The organism is Arsenophonus endosymbiont of Bemisia tabaci Q2 (assembly GCF_902713415.1).
GTDB lineage: Bacteria > Pseudomonadota > Gammaproteobacteria > Enterobacterales > Enterobacteriaceae > Arsenophonus.
On sequence record NZ_CACTIE010000043.1, the window covers coordinates 1 to 17271 of the forward strand.

Genomic DNA, 17271 nt, shown 5'->3' on the forward strand with positions numbered 1-17271 from the left:
CGAAATTGCTTCGCTGTTTCTCGGATACTCAACCCTTCTTCTATCGTAAATATCACTTTACGTCTAAAATCAATTGAATAGCTCATATAAATAATGTCATCAAAATTAAGTCGCTCAGCTATAGTTGCTAATAATGATCTTTAATCAAGGCGATTGAGTTCTTATAATACTATTGAAGAGGAAAATATTACCTCTTCAAATAAGATTAATAATTTAATTTTATTTATTGCTTAGCAACAATAACACTTTTTTTAATATCTAAAGTGACTTGTTTGCCTGGCACTAATTTGCCTGATAACATCTGTTCAGCCAATGGATTTTCTATCTCTTGTTGGATAGCTCGTTTCAAAGGGCGTGCACCAAATACCGGAGCAAACCCCGCTTCGCCTAATTTTTCTAGCGCTGCTGGCGTGATTTTTACTTTATAGCCTTGCTCTTCCATTCGCTTATATAAACGCGATAGTTGGATCTGCGCAATTTCTGTAATTTGCTCTTTATCGAGTGGATGGAATACTACTACTTCATCAATACGGTTTATAAATTCGGGTCGGAAACTACGGCTGACAACTTCCATGAGGAGCTCTTTCATTTCGTCATAACCCAAACTAGCAAAACGCTCTTGGATTAAATCCGAACCTAGGTTTGATGTCATAATGACAACTGTATTACGAAAATCGACCGTTCTTCCTTGCCCATCGGTCAAACGTCCATCATCCAGAAGTTGTAATAAAATATTGAAAACATCAGGATGTGCTTTTTCAATTTCATCAAGCAAAATAACAGAATAAGGGCGACGTCGAATGGCTTCGGTTAAATAACCGCCTTCTTCATATCCTACATAACCTGGAGGTGCACCAACTAGCCTGGAGACTGTATGTTTTTCCATAAATTCGGACATATCAATACGTACCATTGCATCGTCACTATCAAATAAAAAATTTGCCAGTGCCTTACATAGCTCGGTTTTACCAACACCCGTAGGACCTAAAAATAAGAATGACCCAATAGGCCGATTTGGATCTGATAAACCAGCACGACTACGCCGAATAGCATTAGATACCGCATCAACAGCTTCATTCTGACCAATGACTCGCTTATGCAGATCCTGTTCCATATGGAGTAATTTTTCACGTTCACTTTCTAACATTCTTGAAACGGGAATGCCTGTCCAGCGCGCTAATATTTCTGCAATCTCTGCATCAGTTACTTTATTGCGCAATAACTTCATGGTGTGACTTTCCACCTTAGTGGCAGCTTCAAGTTGTTTTTCTAATTCAGGAATTTTACCATATTGCAATTCTGACATTTTAGCTAAATCACCGCTACGCCGAGCCTGCTCCATACTTATACGTGCGTTTTCCAATTCCGCTTTTATATGCTGTGTACCGGTAAGCTCTGCTTTTTCCGCTTTCCACTCTTCTTCTAGCTCTGAATATTCGCGTTCTTTTTCCGTTAGTTCTTCCTCTAACATTTTAAGCCGCTTTTTACTGGCGTCATCAGATTCCTTTTTTAGTGCTTGTTGTTCAAGTTTTAATTGAATAACTCGACGCTCTAAACGATCAAGCGCTTCCGGTTTAGAATCCATCTGCATCCGTAGGCTAGAACCAGCTTCATCAATTAAATCTATTGCTTTATCAGGAAGCATACGATCAGAAATATAACGATTTGATAAACTGGCAGCCGCAACAATGGCAGGGTCAGTTATTTGTACATGATGATGCAGCTCATAACGTTCTTTCAGTCCCCTTAATATTGCAATGGTGTCCTCAACGGTAGGCTCAGCAACATAAACTTTCTGGAAACGACGCTCTAATGCCGCATCCTTTTCAATATACTGACGATATTCATCAAGTGTAGTCGCACCGACGCAATGCAATTCTCCTCGTGCTAGTGCTGGTTTTAACATATTACCAGCATCCATCGCTCCTTCAGCTTTACCTGCGCCAACCATAGTATGTAATTCATCGATAAACAGAATCACACTTCCTTCTTGTTTGGCCAGATCATTTAAGACAGCCTTTAAGCGTTCTTCAAATTCGCCCCGATATTTAGCGCCAGCCAGCAAAGCACCCATATCTAAAGAGAGAACGCGTTTATTTTTCAGCCCTTCGGGTACTTCACCATTAACAATTCTTTGAGCAAGACCTTCAACAATAGCGGTTTTACCTACCCCTGGTTCACCAATTAAAACCGGATTGTTTTTTGTTCGGCGCTGGAGAACTTGTATCGTTCGGCGGATCTCTTCATCACGTCCAATAACAGGATCGAGTTTGCCTTGTTCAGCTCTTTCAGTTAAATCAATTGTGTATTTTTTAGGTCCTTGAGGCTGCTCTTCAGCACCTTGGTCATTAACATTATCACCACCACGCATTTTTTCTATGGCCTTTTCTATATTTTCTTTATTCGCTCCCATCGTTTTAAGTGTATCTGCCAGAGAGGTTTTGGCATCAAAAATTGCCAGAAGAAATAGCTCTGAGGATATAAACGTATCACCTCGCTGTTGCGCCAACTTATCACACAAATTTAAGTGCCGAATAAGATCGTTTGATGGCTGAATATCACCAGCAGTGCCATGCACTTGCGGTAAGGTATTGAGAATATGGTTTAATTTATTACTAAGCTGACTGATATTAACCCCTATCAATGTCAATAAAGGACGTAATGTACCGCCTTCTTGATCTAACAAGGCAACCAGTAAATGTACTGGTTCAATAAATTGATTATCTTGTCGAATTGCTAAAGATTGAGCATCAGCTAGTGCTTGTTGAAATTTGTTAGTAAGACGATCCAAACGCATAATACCTCCAAAATACAATTGCAATCATTTATGCAGATTAAATGAGGTTTTATTTCATATTATTCAAGTTACTTAGGATAAAAATCAGCTATTCATATAAAAAATAATAATTAATCTGATTAAGGATTTATTTTAACCAGATCAATGATGCCATTCGTCCTGTCACGCCATCACGTCGATAGGAAAAAAACGCGTTGGCTCACTAACCGTAGAATAGGTTCCACCATAAATATTTTTGACACCCACTGCATTTAATTTCAAACGCGCTAGCAAGTAGAGATCAGCGAGATATTTATAGCTAAACGACTTAATTTTGATTACAAAATATATGTTTTTCTCCAATATAAATTTACTGATATAGAGTAATTACTTGTAATCATTTTAAAGTCGCCCAGCTATACCATTATCATAAGCTTTAAAACCTTGCACTAATTCTGCATCATGTTGAATAAAAGCATCCCTGACTTCACTACCTACTTCAAATTTTTCCTCACTAATTGCCGGTCCCAACCAGGCCATAATAGAGGAACCCAGTGATTTAAATTGTTTTATTTCCTTTTCCAGGATCCCGTCACACAAACCGCGCCAGCCACAGCATGTACGGCAGCAATTTCCGTGCCTTGTTGATTACAGAGTAAAACAGGCAAACAGTCTGCCGTCATTACGACACATACCTGCCCTCGCTCGCTACTATATGCAGGATCCGCTTGTCGATTACCATTTTTTTCGTTTTAAGCCAGTAAGGTTGCGTTGGTAGTTGGGCAATTTTCATTAAGCTACTACGATTCTGCTCCACTAATCTCGTTTGATCTCCGACATGTAACCCTAGATTGAAACTGTCATAAGGTGGCAAACTATCGCCCCCAATACGGGTTGTACTCCAAGCCATGACTGTTTTAGGTTGCGGTCAGTCCGGATATATTAAGCTATCCATTTACCAATCCATCTCATCTTTGTGCATCATGGCATCTGCTTTGAGTATATTAATTAGTATAACCATATCTGCAGGAATATCTGCGTGCCACTCCATTTCAATACCTGTACAAGGGTTATATAAACGTAACATCGTGGCATGGAGAGCCTGACGATCGAAATTGTTCATAACTTGACGAAACTCTTCCGAAACACCTTTTAATGGGCGTGGACGGCCACCATATACCGGGTCGCCAACTACAGGATGATTAATATGCGCCATGTGAACACGAATTTGATGCGTTCTACCCGATTCTAACCTTAATCTAAGCCTGGTATGAGCGCGAAAATGCTCCATTACTCGATAATGGGTAATAGCGGGTTTGCCCAGCGGGTGAATGGCCATATGTGTTCGCTTAGTTGGGTGACGAGCAATAGGTTCATCTACCGTTCCACCAGCAGTCATGCGACCATTTACTACCGCTTCATATTCACGCGTAATCTCTCTTAGCTGTAAAGCTTCAACCAGATGAGTCTGGGCAGGAATCGTTTTTGCAATAACCATTAACCCGGTAGTATCTTTATCAAGCCGATGAACGATTCCCGCTCGTGGAACATTAACAATCTCAGGATAACGATATAAAAGCGCATTTAGTACCGTTCCGTCAGGATTCCCTGAACCAGGATGAACCAGTAAATCACCAGGTTTATTAATGACAACTATTTCGTCATCTTCATAAACAATATTTAATGGAATATTTTGTGGCTGCCAGCGCATATCTTCTTCAATAAGTACATCAATGGCAATTTGTTCGCTACCAAATACTTTTTCTTTCGGCCTATTTATAATTTTGCCATTTACTTGCACTCTATTATCTAAAATCCACTCTTTTATTCGTGAGCGAGAATACTCAGGAAATAATTCAGCTAATGCCTGGTCTAAACGTTGGGCAAGTTGTGATTCTAGAATTTGCGCCTGGAGTTGTAATTGTTGAGCCATAAAATTATCTACAGTAAAGTTTACATTTTGACGGCAGTGCCGTTTTAATTAAAATATGTGCTATTGTAACTCATATTCCCGTTAGGGGCTTTATGGAGATCGCCCCAAAAACATTCAGAGGAAATAACCACGTGATTAGAAGTATAAAATATCTGCTGGCAGCAGCCACATTGAGTTTACTTGTTACCGGATGCTCCAGCAATAAGGATACTGTACCAGAAAGCTCTCCCACTGATATCTATACCAGCAGTCAAGAGAAACTACAAAACGGTAATTATAAAGGGGCAATTAAGTTATTGGAAACCCTTGATAATCGTTATCCATTTGGCCCTTATGCCCAACAGGCTAAATTGGATATGATTTATGCCTACTATAAATCAGCGGAGCTGCCATTAGCGATAGCAACCATTGACCGATTTATTCGCCTGAATCCAACACATCCCAATATTGACTATGTTTTATATATGCGCGGTCTTACGGCACAAGCGTTAGACGATAGTGCTCTACAAGATTTTTTTGGTATTGATCGCTCAGATCGCGATCCTCAACATGCAATTGTAGCCTTTAGAGACTTTAGCCAATTGGTTCGTTTTTATCCAAATAGTCTGTATGCAACAGATGCTAGCAAACGTTTAGCCTTCTTAAAAGAGCGTTTAGCAAAATATGAACTGGCTATTATTAAATATTATAATAAACGTCGTGCTTATGTTGCTGTTATTAATCGCACTGAACAGATGCTAAAAAATTATCCCGATACCCAGTCAACACGCAATGCATTAAAATACATGGAAATAGCCTATAATAAGTTAGGTTTAACACAGGAAAAAAATAAGGTTGCAGAATTAATCGCAGCTAACCATCCCTAGAGGCGAAATAATTGTTATAAGCTATTGATTAAAAACAGCAAAGCTATTTTGCTGTTTTTAACTTTAATAGTAAAAAGAGTTTTAGCTAGATGTTAAATTTTTAAACCGATAAAAATAGCACAATCAAGTAATAATGCAAAAAACCAGTATCTTATGCAAGTAGCAAGCATTTTTTTGATAATGCATCACAATCTCACTATTATTTTAACTAGAGACCAAATAAAACCGATCAAGATCACTTTTTTTCTATTAATTATTGCTATTCTGAAAATATCCATAACTCAATGACAAGTGAGGTAGCGATATGATAGTTAATATAACAAGCAAATGCATAGAAATTACACCTGCTATACGTCACCACATTGAAGAACGTTTGAATAAACTTAGCAAATGGCAAGTTTCTTTAATTAATCCTCACATTGTGCTGTCAAAAGAGCCTCAAGAGTTTATTGTCGACGCCAATATTCACATTACCTAATGGAAAATTATTTGCCAGCGCAAAACATAGTAATTTTTATATTGCAATAAATGAATTAATAACTAAACTTGAGAAACAACTTAATAAGCGTCAACATAAAAATGAGATCAGGCGTGCTTATCCAGCCGAAAAAGAAATAGATCTTGCCGCCTTGTAATAACTATTTCGCCATTTAATCTTTCTCCAAGCGCACTTTTAATAGTGCGTTTTTTATTATGTTATTTGTTTTGCCTAACATAAATAAAAATAAGCTTCATAATTTATATTGATTGAAAACAGGATTAATAATTAAGCTTAATCGTTATACTCACTGAGTTTTTGTTGGCTTCTTGATAATTATCAGAAAGGCGTATTTTTATTATCATTCATCGCCCAAAAATAAAAAAATACAACCAGAGAAAATCATTATGGATAATAAATCTAATCTATTAAATATGCAGAAAAAATAAATGAACTTGATAGTTTGTTATTAAATTTACTGGTGGAAAGACATCATTTAGCAACTCATATCGCTGACGTTAAATTAAAAATAAATCAGCCTATTAATGAGGTAAACGATGAACAGCAATTACTAAATAGATTAATCGCTGAAGGGAAAAAACAAGGTCTAGATAGCTTTTATATCACGCGGTTTTTTCAAGCAATCAATCAAAAGATTTCGTGTTAACGCAGCAGGCTGTTTTTCAGCAACACTTAAATCCGCTACCAAATAATTCTGGCCGAATTGCTTTTTTAGGCCCTAATGGATCCTATTCTCATCTTGCAGCACGCCAATATTCAGCCCTCCATTTTAGCCAATCAATTGAATGTAGTTGTGATAAATTCGAAGATATCTTTGCTTTAGTCGAGATAAAGCAAGCTGCTTACGGCATTTTACCTATAGCTGGGCGACTTTAAAATGATTACAAGTAATTACTCTATATCAGTAAATTTATATTGGAGAAAAACATATATTTTGTAATCAAAATTAAGACGCTTAGCTATATAGAAAATTCGAGTTGAGGTGCAATTGATGATGTATATGATTTACTGCAAACCACTCCACTTTCAATCGTAGGCGAAATGCGTTTACCTATTAATCACTACATTAGCAATAACTAAAGTACCATTAGAAAGTATTGAGACGGTATATAGGCATCCACAACCATTTCAACAATGTAATCAATTTCTACATCAATACCCTAATTGGAAAATTGAATATTGCCATAGTAGTTCCAGTGCTATGCAAAAAGTGGCTAAAATTAATTCAGCTAAAGTGGCTGCATTGGGTAGTGAAATTGGCGGCGCGTTGTATGGCTTGACCATTTTAGAACATAATATAGCCAATCAATCGAATAATATGACCCGTTTTATTGTTATCGCACGTGATGCAATACAAGTATAGCTAAGCGACTTAATTTTGATTACACCATATTGAGTGCGAACAAAATATCTGTGTCGCATCCGAGCACTCTTTTTTTTGCATTTATCTTGTGCCCATTTATGTTCAATTGGATTAAGATCTGGGGAATAGGTAGGCAAATATTCCAGCATATGCCCCGCATCGATGATGACTTGTTGAATACTCTGTTTCTTGTGAAAAGTCGCATTATTCATCATGATTACACTGTTTTTAGGAAGTACTGGGATAAGGACTTGGGTGACCCATGCATAGAAAACATCGCTGTTAATATTGATATCAAATAATCCGATAGCAAACAGCGTTGTGCCCAATAAAGCGCCGATAACATTTGTTCTTCCTTTAGCTCCCCAGTTCTTGAGACCAACACACCGTTGACCTTTCGGGGAATAGCCGTGAGTCCGCGGGGTATCGTGTAAAAAACCACTTTCATCAATAAAAACAATATGCTTGCCTTCTTTTTCATACTGTTGTTTTTTTGTTGAAACGTTTGTCGAGTGTTTTCGTCGGCTTTCGGATGACGTAGAGTTTTTTATAGGTTAATCCCATTTTTTTAAGAGCTTGCCAAATGGCCTTCTGACAAACGCCAAAACGCTCTGCACGCTCTTTTTGGTAAGCATCTGGATATTGTTCAACATCTTTTATCAGCTCGTATTTATCGATTTTTCGCTGACGTGTAGTCGATGCTTTTGGCTGTATTTGATTAATCCAACGCGATACAGATGCAGAGCCAATCCGAAATTGCTTCGCTGTTTCTCGGATACTCAACCCTTTTCTTCCATCGTAAATATCACTTTACTTCTGAAATCAATTGAATAGCTCATATAAATAATGTCATCAAAATTAAGTCGCTTAGCTATATCAGAGCAAATTTCCGCTAAAACTACACTATTGATCGCGACCAGCCAACATGCCGGTGCTTTAGTCGATGCGTTATTAGTATTGAAAGAACATAATATTATTATGAGTAAATTAGAATCTCGCTCTATCGATAACAAACCATGGGAAGAAATGTTTTACATTGATGTACAGGCAAACTTACGCTCTTTAGATATGCAATATGCTTTAGAAAAGTTAACTGCAATGACACGTTCAATAAAAATTTTAGGCTGCTATCCAGCTGATAATTTAGCATCTGTCGGTGTTGCTATAGCTGGGCGACTTTAAAATGATTACAAGTAATTACTCTATATCAGTAAATTTATATTGGAGAAAAACATATATTTTGTAATCAAAATTAAGACGCTTAGCTATAACTAAAAAACCGGTTATACAACCGGTTTTTAAAAAGTATTAATAACAGTAAATTAACGGCTGATATCATTAGCTTTTTGTAATAATGTATTACTTTCTTGCATGAACCGTTTAGCATCTTGACCAAACCATTGGCTAATTCTCTCAAATTGAGAAATAAACTCTTCCTTATCTTTCTCTTTAAGCAATCCAACAGAATGACCAAAACTTTGGTAATATTTAGCAATTAAATCAATGTCTTGATCGGATGCCATAATAATATCTGCATAAAGCTGTGGATCCTGAGCAAACAGACGTCCAACCATTGCTAACTCTAATCTATAAATAGGCGATGAAAGGGTTAACAATTGTTTCAGATCGACTTTTTGTTCTGATAAATATCGTCCATAAGAAAAAGTAGTAAAATTACGAAGCGCCTGGATAAATCCCATACACTTATCATGCTCTACAGCATTAATTTTATGTAATCTGGCTCCCCAAACAGTCAATTGTTCTAATAACCATTGGTATGCTTGTGGATTTCTACCTTCACAATAAATAATAACCTGTATTAGCAATACTATTTACATCTGAGCCAAACATGGGATGTAAACCAACAACAGGCCCATTATGCACTGATAACATAGCTTCAAGCGGTTGCTGCTTAATAGCAGATATATCGATCAATAATGTATCTTCAGACAATTTTGGCAATTTATGGATAACTTATAGCGTTGCGTGAATGGGAACACTAATCATTACTACCGCCGCATTAGCCAATAATTCATTAGGTCTATCCCAATCTTGTTCGCTCAAACTATAAACTTCATAGCCCGAGAGTCTAAATAAGCGACTAAATAATTTTCCCATCCGGACCTTGGCCGCCTACGATGATAATCGGCCCTAGATCAGCATTTAATTTTTTAAATCCTTGATTATTTTCATGTAGATAAGATTCTCTCATAATGCGGCGTAAGATATCTTCAATCAGATCAGGAGCAATACCTATTTTTTCCGCTTGTTTGCGACGTCCCTCCAACATTGAAACCTCACGCTCTGGCACATAGATAGGTAACCCTTGTTGGCTTTTTACCTTACCAACTGCCATCACTAATTGCATTCTTTTTGCTAATAAAGCTAGTAATGATTTATCGATTTCATCAATTTGTTGACGTAATTGTAATAATTCTGCTGACATCAATTTACCTTGAATTAACTTGCTTTTTCTAGGGTCTTAATACGCTCTTTAAGTACTGAACGAATTTTAGTATGTAATTTTCTTAATACTGCCTCTGTTGTTTCCCAACTAATACAAGCATCCGTGACAGAAACACCATATTTCATTTTAGAACGTAATTGCTCTGAAGATTGATTTCCTTCATTAATATGGCTTTTCAGGATCATACCGGTAATTGACCGATTACCATTTGTAATTTGTTCAATAATAGATTCAACAACCTGTGGTTGACGGTGAAAATCTTTTTGGGAATTACCATGGCTACAATCAATCATTAAAGAGGGTGATAAATTAGCATTGCGCATCTGCATTTCACAATTTGCAGTATCTTGTGCACTGTAATTTGGCTTTTCTCCTCCTCTTAAAATGATAAGACCATCAGGGTTACCTTGCGTTTGTAATAAACAAACCTGACCTGATTGATTGATACCCATAAACCGATGTGGCATTGCAGCAGCTTTCATTGGATTAATTGCTGTAACTAAATTACCATCAGTACCATTTTTAAAACCAACCGGCATGGAGAGTCCTGAAGCCATTTCACGATGTGTTTGCGATTGAGTTGTTCTAGCACCTATAGCGGACAAACTAAATAAATCATCTAAATATTGTGGGCTATTTGGATCAAGTGCTTCTGTCGCTAATGGCAATCCCATATCGACAAGCGATAATAGTAGTTTACGTGGGATGTGTAGTCCTTTTTCCATATCAAAAAAACCATCCATCATCGGATCGTTAATCAGACCTTTCCAGCCCCTAATGGTGGGTGGTTTTTCAAAATAAACCCGCATGACAATATATAAATTATCACTCAGTTCGATTGTTAACTGCTTTAAGCGATGAGCATATTCCAGCGCTACATCTACATCATGGATAGAACAGGGGTCACAAATGACTAACAACCGTGAATCACGATGCTGAATAATATGAGCAATAATTCGGCGAGATTGGCTAATTATTTGCTGGTTATTATGATCCAATGGATAATATTTTTTAAGCTCTTTCGGTCTAATTAAAATTTGTTCATCAGAAATATTAACATTATTAAGTTAAGCTCATCTTTTTGGATGATCATTATTTTTACCTGTTTAACTTTTTTCTACATTGCATTACACCGATTTGAAATTCAGCTATACCATAACACGAACTGTAAATAATAAAATTCAATGGCGACGACACATAGTAACATTTACTTTACTGATAAAATAAAAACATAACAAAAAATACATAATATAATAAAAATAAAAAAATTTACGCCTCAAATAAAGAAAAATATTTTCCCGTTTATAAAAAATTACACAAAAGATTTAATAAAAATAATAACGAATAATGCAATAAGCTGAAAATAGCTAATAAAAAAGCTCGCAAAAATCGCGAGCCTTTAAGATTTTTAGGATGAAGCGAAAAGCGAATTATTTAGTGTTCAAGCGCTCTTTAATACGAGCTGCTTTACCAGAACGCTCTCGCAGGTAGTACAATTTAGCTCTGCGAACAGCACCACAACGTTTAACTGTGATACTGTCGATAACTGGTGAATGTGTCTGGAATACACGCTCAACACCCTCACCGTTAGAAATTTTACGAACAGTAAATGCCGAATGCAAACCGCGGTTACGAATAGCGATAACCACGCCCTCGAATGCCTGCAAACGTCTTTTAGAACCTTCAACCACCCATACCTTAACTTCTACGGTATCTCCTGGACGGAATGAAGGGATATTTTGCTTCATTTGCGCTTCTTCAAGCTGTTTAATAATGTTGCTCATAATTACTCTCTTACCCTAGGTAAACTGATATATACAAGACAGTGTGATACAATCTCTCAATTAATACGTTGCTGTTCTTCATATTCCTGTTGGAATTCTGCCAACAACATTCTCTGCTCGTCAGTCAGAGCTAGGCTTGTTAGAAGTTCAGGTTTTTTAAGCCAAGTTCGGCCTAGTGACTGTTTTCTTCTCCAACGCTCTATTGCAGCATGGTTGCCCGACAATAAGATACTCGGAACTTCCATACCTTCTAACACCTCAGGACGGGTATAGTGAGGACAATCAAGTAACCCAGTCATAAAAGAATCTTCTTCCGCTGATGCATGATCGCCTAATACACCAGGAATAAACCGGGAAATTGAATCGATCATTACCATTGCTGGTAATTCTCCTCCGCTAAGAACATAATCACCAATTGACCATTCTTCATCAATTTCAGTTTCAATGATCCGTTCATCAATACCTTCATATCGACCACAAACCAAAATAAGCTTTTTATTTGCCGTCAATTCGCAAACACTTTGCTGATTAAGTTTGCGTCCCTGTGGTGAAAGATAAATTACTTTAGCATTTTCACCGATCTCAGATTTTGCTGCATGAATGGCATCTTTAAGAGGTTGTACCATCATCAGCATACCTGGACCACCGCCATAAGGGCGATCATCTACAGTGCGGTGCCTGTCGTGAGTATAATCTCGCGGATCCCAACACTGTATATTCAATAGGCCATTTTTTACTGCACGACCTATCACGCCATACTCGGTTATTGCGCGAAACATTTCTGGAAAGAGGCTAATAATCCCAATCCATATTTTGCGTTCCACTCATAAAACCTTTAATCGGCGTTTAAAATCCAGGATCCCAATCTACTTCAATTGTCTTAGTAGTAAGATCAACGTTTTTGATCACTTGTTCATCAAGAAACGGTATTAGCCGTTCTTTAATACCGAATGCATCTTTCAGATTTGCCTTGATTACCAGTACATCATTTGAGCCTGTTTCCATTAAATCCTGAACATAGCCCAAACTATAACCTTTAGTAGTTATGACCTGGCAACCAATCAGATCCTTCCAATAATACTCATTACCTTCAAGTATAGGTAGTTGTGCTGAATCGACGATAATTTGGCAATTAGCCATTGAATTAGCAGCACTTCTATCATCAATATGCTTTATTTTGATGATAATATCTTGGTTATGATGTTTCCAACCTTCTAATTCCAGTTGTTGCCACTGACCTGAACGTTTAATAAACCAAGGCTGATACTCAAAAATATCTTCGGTATATTCGGTGGATGAAAAAACTCTGAGCGAACCACGAATGCCATGCGCAGAGCCTAATTTTCCTAACACAATAGGATTAAAAGGTATCTTAAGGCAAACCTCTTTGCTCACCACCACCGTAGTAAATTAAGCTGCTTTTTTTGCTTTTTTGATAAGTGTCGAAACACGATCAGAAACTGATGCACCCAAACCAACCCAATGTTCAACACGATCTAAATCTAGACACAACTCTTCTGCGTTACCTGATGCTATAGGGTTAAAAAAGCCTATACGCTCAATAAAGCGACCATCACGTGCATTACCGCTATCTGTGACAACGATTTGATAAAACGGACGCTTCTTTGCGCCACCACGAGCTAAACGAATTGTTACCATAACATCCTCATTAGTTAACAAAACAACCAGACTCTATCGAGGAATAGAGTCTGGTTGTATATAAAAAGCCCTAATATTGTACTCTTTTTAATATCAAAAGCAATCAAAAGTACGAATTTTTTATTTAATGCTTGGTTGTTAACCACCAGGGAAACCCGGTGGCATCATACCTTTCATCCCACGCATCATCTTAGCTAACCCGCCTTTTTTCATTTTCTTCATCATGCGCTGCATATCATGAAACTGTTTAAGTAGTCGGTTAACATCCTGTACCTGTATGCCAGAACCACCTGCAATACGCCGCTTGCGTGATCCCTTAATAATCTCTGGTTTTTGTCGTTCTTTAGTGGTCATCGAGCTAATAATCGCTTCCATTCTAACCAACACTTTATCATCCATTTGTGACTTAACCACATCAGGAACTTGGGATATGCCTGGCATTTTACTTAACATACTCGCCATACCACCCATATTTCGCATCTCTTTAAGCTGCTCAAGAAAATCATTTAAATCAAAACTATTCCCTTTTTTAAGTTTATGAGCAAGCTTCTCCGCCTTTTCACGGTCAACTTTGCTTTCTATCTCTTCAATCAGTGATAAGACATCTCCCATACCAAGGATACGTGAGGCAATCCTGTCAGGATAAAAAGGCTCTAAGCCATCAATTTTCTCGCCTATACCCAAAAATTTAATCGGTTTACCTGTAATATGGTGGATTGATAATGCGGCACCACCACGAGTATCACCATCAATTTTCGTTAATATAATACCGGTTAATGGCAACGTTTCATTAAAAAACTTAGCAGTGTTATGGGCATCTTGCCCGGTCATCGCATCAACGATAAATAGGGTTTCAATTGGATTAATAGTGCGATGGATTGCTTGAATTTCTTCCATCATGGCTTCATCAACATGCAGACGACCAGCAGTATCCATGATTAGCACATCATAAAATTTTAATTTTGCATGTTGTAGCGCATTAGTCGCAATCTCAACGGGTTTCTCGCTGGCAGTTGATGGAAAAAAATCAATCCCGACTGTTTGAGTAAGTGTTTCTAATTGCTTAATAGCCGCAGGACGATAAATATCAGTAGAAACCACTAAAACTTTTTTCTTCTGTTTTTCTTTTAATAATTTGCCTAATTTAGCCACGGTCGTGGTTTTACCCGCACCTTGCAAGCCGGCCATAAGAATAACAGCGGGAGGTTGTACAGCTAAATTTAAAGCACTGTTCTCCTCGCCCATCGCTTTAATGAGCTCATTTTGCACAATTTTAACGAATTCTTGGCCCGGTGTTAGGCTTTTATTGACATCTTGACCTACTGCACTTTCTTTTACCGATTGAATAAATTCGCGTACGACTGGGAAAGCAACATCAGCTTCTAATAACGCCATGCGAACTTCACGTAATGTTTCTTTAATATTGTCATCAGTCAATCTTCCACGCCCACTAATATTTCGCAATGTACGCGAAAGTCTGTCAGTTAAATTATCAAACATGTGCTTAACTCAACTCTGTTAAAGGGATCTGCTGTCAGTTAATTTTTATTATAACACGATGATAATTCAATCTCTGCATCGAGTTGCATAAGAATAGTGAACAACTGTTGGAGGCAATGCTGGCAAACGCTATACTAACTCACATTTAATAAATTAGCTAACAAATAAAATATTATGCCAGTATTCGCTATTATCGCCATTAGTACCTATTTTTTGAGTGTGATACTCATCATGCCAGCTTTAGCTGGTAAACAAAAACTTTATGCCAGGCTAACACTCATATTAGCGGTTATTGCTCTGGTAAGTCATGGTATCGCATTAAAAACATTGATCTTTGTTAGCGGAGGTCAGAATTTAACTTTATTAAACTTAGGCTCTATCGTCAGTTTGTTAATTAGTATCATTATGACCATTGTTGCCTTTAAGGGGCGCGGCTGGTTCTTGCTACCAATCGTTTATAGTTTGTCTATTATCAACTTACTATTAGCAACCATTATGCCCGGTGAGTTTATTACCCACTTAGAAACAAGTGTGGCAACTTTTATTCATATCGGGCTAGCATTATTAGGCTATGCAACCCTGATAATTGCCGCTTTATATGCCCTACAGTTAGCTTTATTAGACTATCAATTAAAAAATAAAAAATTAATATTTACACCTGATATGCCACCATTAATGGTTATTGAACGTAAAATGTTCCACATTATACAGGTTGGGGTCATTTTACTGACACTCACCCTCGGGACAGGAATGATGTTTATGGATAATGTTTTTAATAAAAAAAACATGCATAAAGCTATTTTATCTATTTGTGCTTGGGTTATTTACATTATTTTGTTATGGGGTCACTTTCATCACGGATGGCGCGGTAGAAGGGTGATTCTTTTTAATCTGATTGGCGCATTTATTTTAATATTGGCTTTTTTTGGTCATCGATTACTACAGCATGTAATCGTCATTTAATTTTTTAGACTATTTTATGATTAACTAATGAACAACATAGGAATTTTACCTTGGAGCAGATCTCAACAAGTACTTTAATCATCATACTTATTGTCATGGTTATCTTATCAGCCTATTTTTCTGCCTCAGAAACAGGAATGATAACCCTTAATCGATATCGATTACGCCATTTAGCCAAACATAGCCACCAAGCTGCTCGTCGCGTTGAATCACTATTAAAACAACCAGATCGCCTAATCAGTCTTATTTTGATTGGTAATAATCTGATTAATATATTGGCCTCATCATTAGCAACTATTGTTGGTATCAGACTTTATGGTCATGTTGGTGTGGCCATCGCTACTGGTATCTTGACTTTTGTGATCCTAGTTTTTGCTGAAGTGCTACCAAAGACAATGGCGGCACTCTATCCAGAAAAAGTGGCTTTTCCTAGCAGTCTTCTGCTTAAACCGCTACAGAAATTGATGTTACCCATTGTTTGGTTATTTAACACCATCACCCTTATGTTCATGCGTTTCTTTGGTATTAAATCACCCATTATTAGTAGCGATGCGATTAGCAAAGATCAATTGGGTACGATTGTTAATGAATCCAAAAGTAAACTTTCTCGTCGTAATCAGGATATGTTGATCTCAATCTTAGATTTAGAAAAAGTCACTGTAGGCGACATTATGGTTCCTCGCAATGAAATCGTTGGGATTCACGTTAATACTGAATGGAAATTGATTATCCGCCAACTAACTCATTCACCACACGGTCGAATTGTTCTTTACCGAGATACCCTTGATGATATTATCGGCATACTACGTGTTCGTGAAGCCTATCGACTAATGGTCGAAAAGAAAGAATTTAATAAGCAAAATTTAATCAGAGCTGCGGATAAAATTTATTTTATTCCAGAGAGAGCGCCATTAAATACATAGCTAATAAAATTTCAACGTAATAATGAAAAAGTAGTTGTTATTGTTGATGAATATGCTGATATTCAAAGGCTGGTAACAGTAGAAGATATTCTTGAAGAGATTGTTGGAAATTTTAGTACCTCAATGTCTCCCAGTTTAGCCGAGGAAGCTTTACCACAAATCGATGGTTCTGCATTAATTGATGGTACTGCTAATATACGAGAAATCAATAAAGCTTTTGATTGGCATTTACCGGTTGACGGCGCCAGGACTATCAATGGTCTGTTATTAGAAGAGCTAGATGACATTCCAATGCTAAATACTGAAATCTTAATAGGTAAGTACCGTTTTATAGTATTAGCTATCAATGGCAACGTGATTAAACAAGTTAGAGCAATGCCGATTGACCTGCCCTTTAAGATAAAACAAAAACCATCCTAGCTATCATTTTAGCCGCTTTTTATAGGCTATTTTATGATGATAATTGCGTTAACTTTTCTTTCGATAACATTAGTTCGTTATAGCTAAGCGACTTAATTTTGATGACATTATTTATATG

The 17271-nt window shown here is 37.2% G+C and carries 14 protein-coding genes and 7 pseudogenes; 7 read left to right on the top strand and 14 right to left on the bottom strand.

Annotation, left to right across the window (positions count from 1 at the left end; genetic code table 11):
- Positions 1–223 precede the first annotated feature (223 nt).
- The 5 genes and pseudogenes from clpB to rluD all read right to left on the bottom strand — a co-directional run bounded on the left by clpB (position 224) and on the right by rluD (position 4709).
- A complete protein-coding gene (clpB, locus tag ARSQ2_RS02715; protein ID WP_181994278.1) occupies positions 224–2797 on the bottom strand; it encodes an ATP-dependent chaperone ClpB in 2574 nt (857 codons plus the stop codon).
- A gap of 162 nt (positions 2798–2959) precedes the next feature.
- Positions 2960–3376: pseudogene (locus tag ARSQ2_RS12320) on the bottom strand (laccase domain-containing protein).
- Positions 3346–3459, bottom strand: a complete 114-nt coding sequence (locus tag ARSQ2_RS14555) for a laccase domain-containing protein (protein ID WP_238334268.1) — start codon at positions 3457–3459, stop codon at positions 3346–3348. Before ARSQ2_RS14555 ends, ARSQ2_RS12320 begins: the two are co-directional and overlap by 31 nt.
- Entirely contained in the window at positions 3459–3686 is a 228-nt protein-coding gene (locus tag ARSQ2_RS12330; RefSeq protein ID WP_238334269.1) for a laccase domain-containing protein, read from the bottom strand. Before ARSQ2_RS12330 ends, ARSQ2_RS14555 begins: the two co-directional genes overlap by 1 nt.
- A 45-nt stretch (positions 3687–3731) precedes the next feature.
- Entirely contained in the window at positions 3732–4709 is a 978-nt protein-coding gene (rluD, locus tag ARSQ2_RS02730) for a 23S rRNA pseudouridine(1911/1915/1917) synthase RluD (protein WP_181994279.1), read from the bottom strand.
- 134 nt (positions 4710–4843) lie between these two features.
- Between rluD and bamD the strand changes: the two genes are divergently transcribed.
- From bamD to ARSQ2_RS02750, 4 genes and pseudogenes are all read left to right on the top strand, one after another.
- Positions 4844–5575 (top strand): outer membrane protein assembly factor BamD, encoded by a 732-nt coding sequence (bamD, locus tag ARSQ2_RS02735; RefSeq protein WP_420837724.1) that lies wholly within the window; start codon positions 4844–4846, stop codon positions 5573–5575.
- Between the two features lie 304 nt (positions 5576–5879).
- Positions 5880–6210, top strand: a pseudogene (gene hpf, locus ARSQ2_RS02740) (ribosome hibernation-promoting factor, HPF/YfiA family).
- A gap of 306 nt (positions 6211–6516) precedes the next feature.
- Positions 6517–6932 (top strand): annotated as a pseudogene (locus ARSQ2_RS14560) (chorismate mutase); the annotation flags it as partial.
- A gap of 105 nt (positions 6933–7037) precedes the next feature.
- Positions 7038–7434: pseudogene (locus tag ARSQ2_RS02750) on the top strand (prephenate dehydratase domain-containing protein); the annotation flags it as partial.
- On the opposite strand, the gene ARSQ2_RS11855 reads toward ARSQ2_RS02750, so the two are convergent.
- Both ARSQ2_RS11855 and ARSQ2_RS02760 read right to left on the bottom strand, forming a co-directional pair.
- Positions 7380–7988, bottom strand: coding sequence for an IS630 family transposase (locus ARSQ2_RS11855; RefSeq protein ID WP_202880367.1), 609 nt, complete (start codon positions 7986–7988; stop codon positions 7380–7382). The pseudogene ARSQ2_RS02750 and the gene ARSQ2_RS11855 overlap by 55 nt on opposite strands.
- Positions 7915–8220 carry an IS630 transposase-related protein gene (locus ARSQ2_RS02760; protein WP_181994281.1) on the bottom strand — a complete coding sequence of 102 codons (306 nt, stop codon included), beginning with the start codon at positions 8218–8220 and terminating at the stop codon, positions 7915–7917. Before ARSQ2_RS02760 ends, ARSQ2_RS11855 begins: the two co-directional genes overlap by 74 nt.
- A gap of 90 nt (positions 8221–8310) precedes the next feature.
- Here ARSQ2_RS02760 and pheA point away from each other — a divergent pair.
- Positions 8311–8619, top strand: a pseudogene (gene pheA / locus ARSQ2_RS02765) (bifunctional chorismate mutase/prephenate dehydratase); the annotation flags it as partial.
- A 140-nt stretch (positions 8620–8759) separates the two neighbouring features.
- On the opposite strand, the pseudogene tyrA reads toward pheA, so the two are convergent.
- From tyrA to ffh, 7 genes and pseudogenes are all read right to left on the bottom strand, one after another.
- Positions 8760–9883, bottom strand: a pseudogene (gene tyrA, locus ARSQ2_RS02770) (bifunctional chorismate mutase/prephenate dehydrogenase).
- Between the two features lie 14 nt (positions 9884–9897).
- Positions 9898–10956, bottom strand: a complete 1059-nt coding sequence (locus ARSQ2_RS02775) for a 3-deoxy-7-phosphoheptulonate synthase (RefSeq protein ID WP_181994286.1) — start codon at positions 10954–10956, stop codon at positions 9898–9900.
- Positions 10957–11334: 378 nt separating this feature from the next.
- Entirely contained in the window at positions 11335–11688 is a 354-nt protein-coding gene (gene rplS, locus ARSQ2_RS02780; protein ID WP_181994282.1) for a 50S ribosomal protein L19, read from the bottom strand.
- Between the two features lie 56 nt (positions 11689–11744).
- Positions 11745–12500 carry a tRNA (guanosine(37)-N1)-methyltransferase TrmD gene (gene trmD / locus ARSQ2_RS02785; RefSeq protein WP_181994287.1) on the bottom strand — a complete coding sequence of 252 codons (756 nt, stop codon included), beginning with the start codon at positions 12498–12500 and terminating at the stop codon, positions 11745–11747.
- 34 nt (positions 12501–12534) lie between these two features.
- Positions 12535–13083 (bottom strand): ribosome maturation factor RimM, encoded by a 549-nt coding sequence (gene rimM, locus ARSQ2_RS02790; protein WP_181994283.1) that lies wholly within the window; start codon positions 13081–13083, stop codon positions 12535–12537.
- 15 nt (positions 13084–13098) lie between these two features.
- A complete protein-coding gene (gene rpsP, locus ARSQ2_RS02795) occupies positions 13099–13347 on the bottom strand; it encodes a 30S ribosomal protein S16 (protein WP_181994288.1) in 249 nt (82 codons plus the stop codon).
- Between the two features lie 138 nt (positions 13348–13485).
- Entirely contained in the window at positions 13486–14847 is a 1362-nt protein-coding gene (ffh, locus tag ARSQ2_RS02800) for a signal recognition particle protein (RefSeq protein ID WP_181994284.1), read from the bottom strand.
- Between the two features lie 174 nt (positions 14848–15021).
- On the opposite strand from ffh, the gene ARSQ2_RS02805 reads away from it, so the two are divergent.
- Together ARSQ2_RS02805 and ARSQ2_RS02810 are read left to right on the top strand one after the other, a co-directional pair.
- On the top strand, positions 15022–15810 hold the full coding sequence (locus ARSQ2_RS02805) for a cytochrome C assembly family protein (protein ID WP_181994285.1): 789 nt from the start codon (positions 15022–15024) through the stop codon (positions 15808–15810).
- A 50-nt stretch (positions 15811–15860) separates the two neighbouring features.
- A pseudogene (locus ARSQ2_RS02810) lies at positions 15861–17153 on the top strand (CNNM domain-containing protein).
- Positions 17154–17271: the final 118 nt, after the last annotated feature.